General features: G+C 70.3%; 7 protein-coding genes. 2 read left to right on the plus strand and 5 right to left on the minus strand.

What is annotated here, in order from left to right; translation table 11 throughout:
* Positions 1-104: 104 nt before the first annotated feature.
* From CH341_RS26280 to CH341_RS26295, 4 genes are all read right to left on the minus strand, one after another.
* Positions 105-1,088, minus strand: coding sequence for a Bug family tripartite tricarboxylate transporter substrate binding protein (locus CH341_RS26280; RefSeq protein WP_111421921.1), 984 nt, complete (start codon positions 1,086-1,088; stop codon positions 105-107).
* 168 nt (positions 1,089-1,256) lie between these two features.
* Positions 1,257-2,051 carry an ABC transporter permease gene (locus CH341_RS26285; RefSeq protein WP_111421922.1) on the minus strand — a complete coding sequence of 265 codons (795 nt, stop codon included), beginning with the start codon at positions 2,049-2,051 and terminating at the stop codon, positions 1,257-1,259.
* Positions 2,048-3,028: an ABC transporter substrate-binding protein gene (locus CH341_RS26290; protein WP_111421923.1), complete on the minus strand. Its 981-nt coding sequence runs from the start codon at positions 3,026-3,028 to the stop codon at positions 2,048-2,050. The genes CH341_RS26285 and CH341_RS26290 overlap by 4 nt, the downstream gene beginning before the upstream one ends.
* A 27-nt stretch (positions 3,029-3,055) precedes the next feature.
* Complete coding sequence (locus tag CH341_RS26295) at positions 3,056-3,802, minus strand: ABC transporter ATP-binding protein (RefSeq protein WP_245431261.1); 747 nt, start codon at positions 3,800-3,802, stop codon at positions 3,056-3,058.
* A gap of 304 nt (positions 3,803-4,106) precedes the next feature.
* On the opposite strand from CH341_RS26295, the gene CH341_RS26300 reads away from it, so the two are divergent.
* Positions 4,107-5,021 carry a VOC family protein gene (locus CH341_RS26300; RefSeq protein WP_111421925.1) on the plus strand — a complete coding sequence of 305 codons (915 nt, stop codon included), beginning with the start codon at positions 4,107-4,109 and terminating at the stop codon, positions 5,019-5,021.
* 50 nt (positions 5,022-5,071) lie between these two features.
* Here CH341_RS26300 and CH341_RS26305 read toward each other — a convergent pair whose 3' ends face one another.
* Positions 5,072-5,269, minus strand: coding sequence for a hypothetical protein (locus CH341_RS26305; protein ID WP_111421926.1), 198 nt, complete (start codon positions 5,267-5,269; stop codon positions 5,072-5,074).
* A gap of 218 nt (positions 5,270-5,487) precedes the next feature.
* On the opposite strand from CH341_RS26305, the gene CH341_RS36065 reads away from it, so the two are divergent.
* Positions 5,488-6,610: histidine kinase dimerization/phospho-acceptor domain-containing protein (locus CH341_RS36065; protein ID WP_281023653.1), on the plus strand; the 1,123-nt coding region annotated here is incomplete at its 3' end.

The raw sequence follows: 6,610 nt of genomic DNA on the forward strand, positions 1-6,610 counted from the left end.
CACGTCTTTTCAGACTGTCCGCGGTCGAACGCGTGGATGGCCGGGACGAGCCCGGCCATGACGAGTGCAGAGGTCGGGACGAGCGGACGAGAGCGTGGGACGCTCTACTGCGTCTTCAGCCCCGACGACATCACGATGGGGGTCCAGCGCTTCTGCTCGGCGTCGATGAAGGCCGCCGTCTCGGCGCGGCCGATGCCGAGCACCGGCTCGAAGCCGGCCTTCACGAGCTGGGCCCGGAAGCCCGCGTCGTCCATGCACTTGCGGGTCACCTGGTCGAGCTTCTCGAGGATCGGCTCGGGGGTGGCGGCGGGCGCGAACAGGCCGAGCGTCAGCTTGGCGATCAGCTCCGGATAGCCGGCCTCGGCGCTGGTCGGGAGCTCGGGCGCGATCGCGAGGCGCTGCTCGGTGGCGACCGCCAGGATGCGCACCTTGCCGGCGCGGTGCAGCGAGACCATCTGGTCCGTGATGTTGGCGGCGAACATCGGCACCTGGCCGGCGATCAGGTCGGCATAGCCGCCGGCGGCGCCCTTGTAGGGCACGTGGACGATGTCGGGCGTGCCGGCGAGCGACTTGAACAGCTCGCCCGCCAGGTTGGCCATGGTGCCCGGGCCGGCCGAGCCGTAGGACAGCTTGTTGGGGTTCGCCTTGGCGTAGGCGGCGAGCTCCTTCAGGTCGTTGGCCGGCACCGAGGGATGCACCATGATGGCCGCCACCGAGATCGCCATCGTGGAGATCGGCGCGAAGTCCTTGGCCTCGTAGCCGGCCTTGGGATTGAGCGCCGGGTTGAGCACGAGATCGCTGGTCGAGCCGAGCAGCAGCGTGTAGCCGTCCGGGGCGCTGCGGGCCGCCATCGCGGTGCCGATGATGCCGCCGCCGCCGCCCTGGTTCTCGACGACGATCGTCCCGAGCGGGCCCTTCGCCCATTCGCCGAACTGGCGGGCGACGATGTCGAGCACGCCGCCGGCGCTGCGCGGCACGATCAGCCGGATCGCGCGGTCCGGATAGCCCTGTGCGAAGGCGGGCCGGGTCGCGAGGGCGGCGCCGGCGAGAGAGCCCAAGGCCAGCTTCAGCACGTCACGTCGTTGCATCGTCGTCTCCCGTCGCGGACGGTCCAAGGCCGCCGCGGCTGCATGTCACCGACCCGTGTCGGACGGGTCGCACGTTCCCCGGCTCCTCCGCTCTCGGGTCTTGTCCGGCGGCCGAGCCGCCGTCGCCCTTGCAAGAAACCGGCCGGCGCGCGGGCGCGCCGGCGGAGCTCACGTCCGCACGTCGCGGCGCCAGCGGAACAGATGCCGCTCCAGGGGCGCCAGCAGGCCCATCTCGATCACCACCATCATGGCGATCTGGGCGATCGTCCAGGCGAACACCTGGTCGGTCTGGATCAGGTCGGAGGCCTGCCGCAGGCGGTAGCCGACGCCGCTGGATGCGCCGAGCGTCTCGGCGACGAGGCTGACGCGCCACCCGAAGCCGAACGCGAGCCGCGCCCCCGAGAAGAAGTAGGGCAGGATCGACGGCACGTAGATCTTCACCAGCGTCTTCAGCCGCGAGAAGCGCAGCGTCTGCGCCAGCTCGACGAAGTCCGCGTTGACGGCCTGGGTGCCCTGCCAGACATTGGTGATGATCAGCGGCAGCGCCGTCATCAGCACGACGAAGATCGGCGTCAGCGGGGACAGGCCGAACCAGATGATCGCGAAGATCGCCCAGATCGCGGACGACACCGTGTTCATCACCGGCAGCACCGGCTCGAAGAAGGCGCCGAGCGTGCGGTTGGAGCCGAGCAGGATGCCGCCCGGCACGCCGATCGCGACGGCGACCGCGAAGCCGGCGAGCACGCGCCACAGGGTCGTGAACAGATTGTAGAAGAGGTCGCCGCTCTCCGCGAGCGTCACCAGCCGCTGCATCACCCGGACCGGGCTCGGCAGCACATAGGGCGGCGAGAAGAGCGAGGCCGCCCACCAGGCCGCGATCAGCAGCACGAGCAGGGCGGACCGCCGGAGCGCCAGCGAGGCGCTGCCGGCCGTCTTCTTCGGTGCTTCAGTCGGCGCTCTCACTTCTTCGCCTGCTCGTAATAGGTCGGAACGAACAGCGTGTCGGGCACCGGCCTCTCGATGGTGCCGGCGGCGCGGAACACCTCGGCCATGGTCTTCAGGGTGGCGATGTCGGCGGGCTCGAGCGAGGCGACGTAGAACTGGTCCCACAGCCGCGCATAGGCGGTGGCGTCCTTGGCGTCGAGATTGGCGCTGCTGCGCAGGATGGCGGAGGCCTTGTCGGTCTCCTTGCTGCCGAACTTCGTCGCCTCCATCACGGCCTTGACGTACTTGACCACCGCCTGCGGGCTCTGCCGGGCGAAAGTCTTGTGCACGATGGCGACGCCGAGGATCGGCGGAGCCGAGGTCTTGGTCATCGCCTTCCACTCGTCGACGACGTTGCCGAGCGGCTTGAGCTTGATGTCGCTCACCGAGGCGAGCGTCACGGCGCGCAGCGCCGCGACGTCGATGTCGCCCTGCGACAGGAACTGCAGCAGCCGGCCCTCGTTGCCCGGCACGGCGGTGAAGTCGGTGCGCTTGAGCCCCTGGTTCTTCTCCAGCAGCGCCGTGGTGATCGCGTACATGGCGCTGCCGGCCGGCGACATGCCGACCTTCTTGCCCTTGAGATCGGCGAGCGACGTCACCGGCGAGCCGTCCTTGGTGACGAAGGTCGCCTCGGCGATCTGGGTCACCAGCACGACCTCGAGCGGCGCGCCCTCGCCGCCGAGCGTGAAGGCGCCGGTCGCCGGCGCCCCGAAGGCGACGTCGATCGAGTTGGTCATCAGCGCCTTGGTCGGACCGTTGACGTCGCTGAACTTGATGTATTCGGGCTGCAGGCCCTGGGCCTCGAGGAACTTCCCGGCCTCCAGCACGGCGCCGAAGCCGACGCTGAAGCCGCTGGTCCAGTAGCCGACCTTGATCTTCTCCTGCGCCGAGGCGGCGACCGGAGCGAGTGTGGCGGCCGCGACGGCCAGCAGGGCGGCGAGCTTTCGGACGGACATGGTGTCTCCAATGGCGCGAGAGGGGGGTCAGATGACCCAGTCGGCCGACATGCCTGCGATCGCGGCACGCAGCTCCGCGACGAGGGTCAGTGCTTCCGGGGTGCCGAGACGCGGATGCGCCAGGTCGACGGACAGCTCGGTGTGCACGCGGCCGGGCCGCGGCGAGAACATCACGATGCGGTCGGCGAGGATCACGGCCTCCTCGACGTCGTGGGTGACGAACACGATCGACATGCCGCGCTCCCGGTGGATGCGCAGCAACTCTGTATGCATAGTGGTGCGCGTCTGGGCATCGAGCCGCGAAAACGGCTCGTCCATGAGCAGAATGTCCGGCTCGGTGACCAGGCTGCGGGCGAGCGCCACGCGGCTGCGCATGCCGCCCGAGAGCTGGTGCGGATAGGAGCTGCCGAATTCGCCCAGCCCGACCACCGCGAGCTGCGCCTGCGCCCGCTCGCGCCGCTCCCGCTTGCCCATCGATCCCGTCTCCAGGGCGAGGCCGACATTGTCGACCGCGGTGCGCCACGGCAGCAGGCGGTCGTCCTGGAACATGTAGCCGAGCCGCGACCAGTCGACCGTGCCGCTGGTCTCGTGGCCGAGCACCAGCACGCGGCCGTCGTCGGGAAGCAGCAGTCCTGCCGCCATGTTGAGCAGCGTCGACTTGCCGGAGCCGGACGGACCGAGGATCGACACGACCGAGCCGGCCGGCACGTCGAAGCCGACGTCGCGCAGCACCTCGAGCGACGATCCGTCGCCGCGGAGGAAGTGCTTCGACACGTGTCGGAACGCGAGCGCCTGGCGCGGGTCGGATGGCGGCGCGTGCGGAGCCGTTTGCGTCATGGCGTCCATGGTGGGGGCGGGGGTCAAACGACGTCCATTCTCGACCTGTTGCGGGCCGTAAACCAGAGCAATTTCTGTGCCGGACAACGCGGCCGGGCCGTGCGAGGGTCCATACCGCGATGCGGTCGCCGGAGGGGTCGACGGCGGCGAGGCCTGATATATAAGGCCGGCGCCGGGCTCTGCAGCAACCCGTGCGCGAAGTGGTAAAAAAACAACGTCGGGATCAGGAGTTCGGTGGTTCATGGAAGAAAGCGCGCGTCAGCTTCCGTCCGGAGAGGAGATTTTTCTGGACCATGTCGGGCATTTCGCCGCGGACCGCGGCGCTGCGGGCGAGGCGCTCGCGCGCGCCGGGTTCGCCCCCACACCGCCCTCGGTCCAGGTCAATCCGGGTCCGGACGGCAGCGCGGCACCGGCCGGCACCGGCAACGTCACGGCGATGTTCGCGCGCGGTTATGTGGAGGTTCTGTTCAAGACCGCCGATACGCCGCTCGGCCGCCAGCTCGACAGCGCGCTCGCGCGGTATCCGGGCGTCCACCTGATCGCCTTCGCGGTGGCGGACGCGGCGGCCCATCACGCCCGTCTCTCCGCCAGCGGCATGCCGATGCAGCCGCTGGTCTCGATGCAGCGTCCGGTCGAGACGGTGGACGGGCCCGACATCGCCGCCTTCACGGTGGCGCGGCTGTCGCCCGGGGTGATGCCGGAAGGCCGGATCCAGATGCTCACGCACCGGACCGAGCACACGGTGTGGCAGCCGCGCTGGCTGTCGCATCCGAACGGCGCGACGGCGCTGCTCGACGTGGTGATCGCCGTCGACGACACCACCGAAGCCGCGGCGCGGTTCTCGCGCTATCTCGGCCGGCCGGCGATCGGCGTCGCCGACGGTGCCACGATCGCGCTGGAGCGTGGGCGCGTCCAGATCGTCACGCCGGCGGCCTATCAGGAGCTGACCGGTGGTCCGCCGCCGCCCGCGCTGCCGTTCATCGGCGCCTATGCGCTCGCGGTCGCGTCGCTCGACGCCTTGAAGGCGAGGCTGAGCCACGCCGGCATCGCCTACACGGCCCGGGACGGCGCCATCGTCACGCCGTTTCCCGAGGCGCTGGGGCAGGGCGCCTGGGTGTTCGTCGAGAAACCCGGCGCGCTGCCCTGGCGACGCTGAGCGTCGTCGGTGAGGCACGCGGCGCCCTTGGCGGGCGCCGCGGCCGATCGTCAGCGCCGATCCGGGTTGCGGCCGTAGTTGCGAACCGGGTGGCCCTGGGTCTCGTCGTGGTCGTCGACGTCGCGGCCCGTGGCGAGCGCGGGACGGAACGACGTGCGTCCCGACAAGCCGCCCATCGCCATGCTCGCGATCGACGGAACGACGATCAACAGCAGTGCGAGGATGATTCCGAAATTGTCCTGGATCATGGGTGCGTTCCTCCGAGTGTTGCTCGGACAATCGCCCGCGCGCGGCCGGGTTCCCGACCCGTCGCGACGCTCTTGCCGGCGGCGGCGGTGCTGGCCCGGCCGCGTCGGGAAGCCTGCCTGCCAAATCAAGAGCATAGCGTTAAGCGCGCGTTAAACGCGGCAGGCTAGGGTCATGAGCATCCCGAGTGTAGTCGTAGCGCGTTCGCGCGGGACCCGTCATGTCGTTGCTTTCAGTTGCGTTGCGTGCCGCGTATCGACCCTGCGATCGCGAGCGCCTCGTCGTTCCTCTCGGCCGCGTCGCCGTCCGGCTCGCCAGCCTGGTCGGTGCCGCGGCCGTGATGGGGGCGCTGCTGCTCGGCGCCGCCATGGCGGCGCCGGCCGTGAAGGCGGAGATGTCCGTCTCGACCGCCGAGGGCTATGCCCGCATCGTCTTCCACTTCGCCGAGGACGTGGAGAGCGACGTGCGGATGGGGAACGGCATCCTCGTCGTCGGCTTCCGCTCGCCGGTCGCGGTCGACGTCGAGCGGCTCTCCAGCGCCGCGAGCGGCTATGTCGGTGCGGCCCGTCGCGATCCCGACGGTCGCGGCGTGCGCATCGCGCTGACCCGTCCCTTCAAGCTGAACACGATGACGGCGGGCGAGCGTCTCTATGTCGATCTGCTGCCCGAGACCTGGAAGGGCCCTCCGCCCGGCCTGCCCAAGGAGGTCGTCGAAGAGCTCGCGCGCCGCGCCCGCGACGCCGAGCGCAAGATCCGGCAGCAGCAGCAGCTCGCGCGCCAGAAGCAGATGCCGCTCACCCGGGTGCGCGTCTCTCATCAGCCGACCTTCTCGCGCTACGTGTTCGATCTCCCGGACCTGATCCCGGTCGCGACCTCGCGCGAGAAGGACGCCCTGGTCCTCACCTTCGATGCGCCGCTGAAATTCGATCTCGCCGATGCGAAGGGCGCACCGCCCCCGATGGTGGCCGGCGTCGACACGGAGATGCGCGACCAGGCGACGACGGTCCGGTTCGGCTTCATCGGCAATGTCGACGTCCGCACCTTCCGCGAGGATTCGAGCTTCGTGGTCGATGTCGGCGCGGTCGAGGCCACCAAGCGGCGCAGCGAGAGCGATCCGGCCGGCCGTGCCGCGGAGCTCGCCGCCCTGCTGATGGACACCCGCGACCGCCGGCCCGCCGGCCTGGGCGGCGAGGCGCCGCAGCCGGCGCCGCCCCAGACCGTCCCGGCCCAGACCGTCCCGCCTCAGGCCTCACCGGGTCCTGCCGCCGCCGCCAACCGTGCCAAGAGCCGCTTCCTGGCCACCGTCTCGCACGAGATCCGCACGCCGCTCAACGGCATCCTCG

The organism is Rhodoplanes roseus, from assembly GCF_003258865.1.
In the GTDB taxonomy this organism is placed as follows: domain Bacteria; phylum Pseudomonadota; class Alphaproteobacteria; order Rhizobiales; family Xanthobacteraceae; genus Rhodoplanes; species Rhodoplanes roseus.

Bases quoted from the DNA above. Each gene is read 5' to 3' on its own strand.
- CH341_RS26280 (WP_111421921.1), bottom strand. From the start codon at position 1,088: ATGCAACGACGTGACGTGCTGAAGCTGGCCTTGGGCTCTCTCGCCGGC.
- CH341_RS26290 (WP_111421923.1), bottom strand. From the start codon at position 3,028: ATGTCCGTCCGAAAGCTCGCCGCCCTGCTGGCCGTCGCGGCCGCCACA.
- CH341_RS26300 (WP_111421925.1), top strand. From the start codon at position 4,107: ATGGAAGAAAGCGCGCGTCAGCTTCCGTCCGGAGAGGAGATTTTTCTG.
- CH341_RS26305 (WP_111421926.1), bottom strand. From the start codon at position 5,269: ATGATCCAGGACAATTTCGGAATCATCCTCGCACTGCTGTTGATCGTC.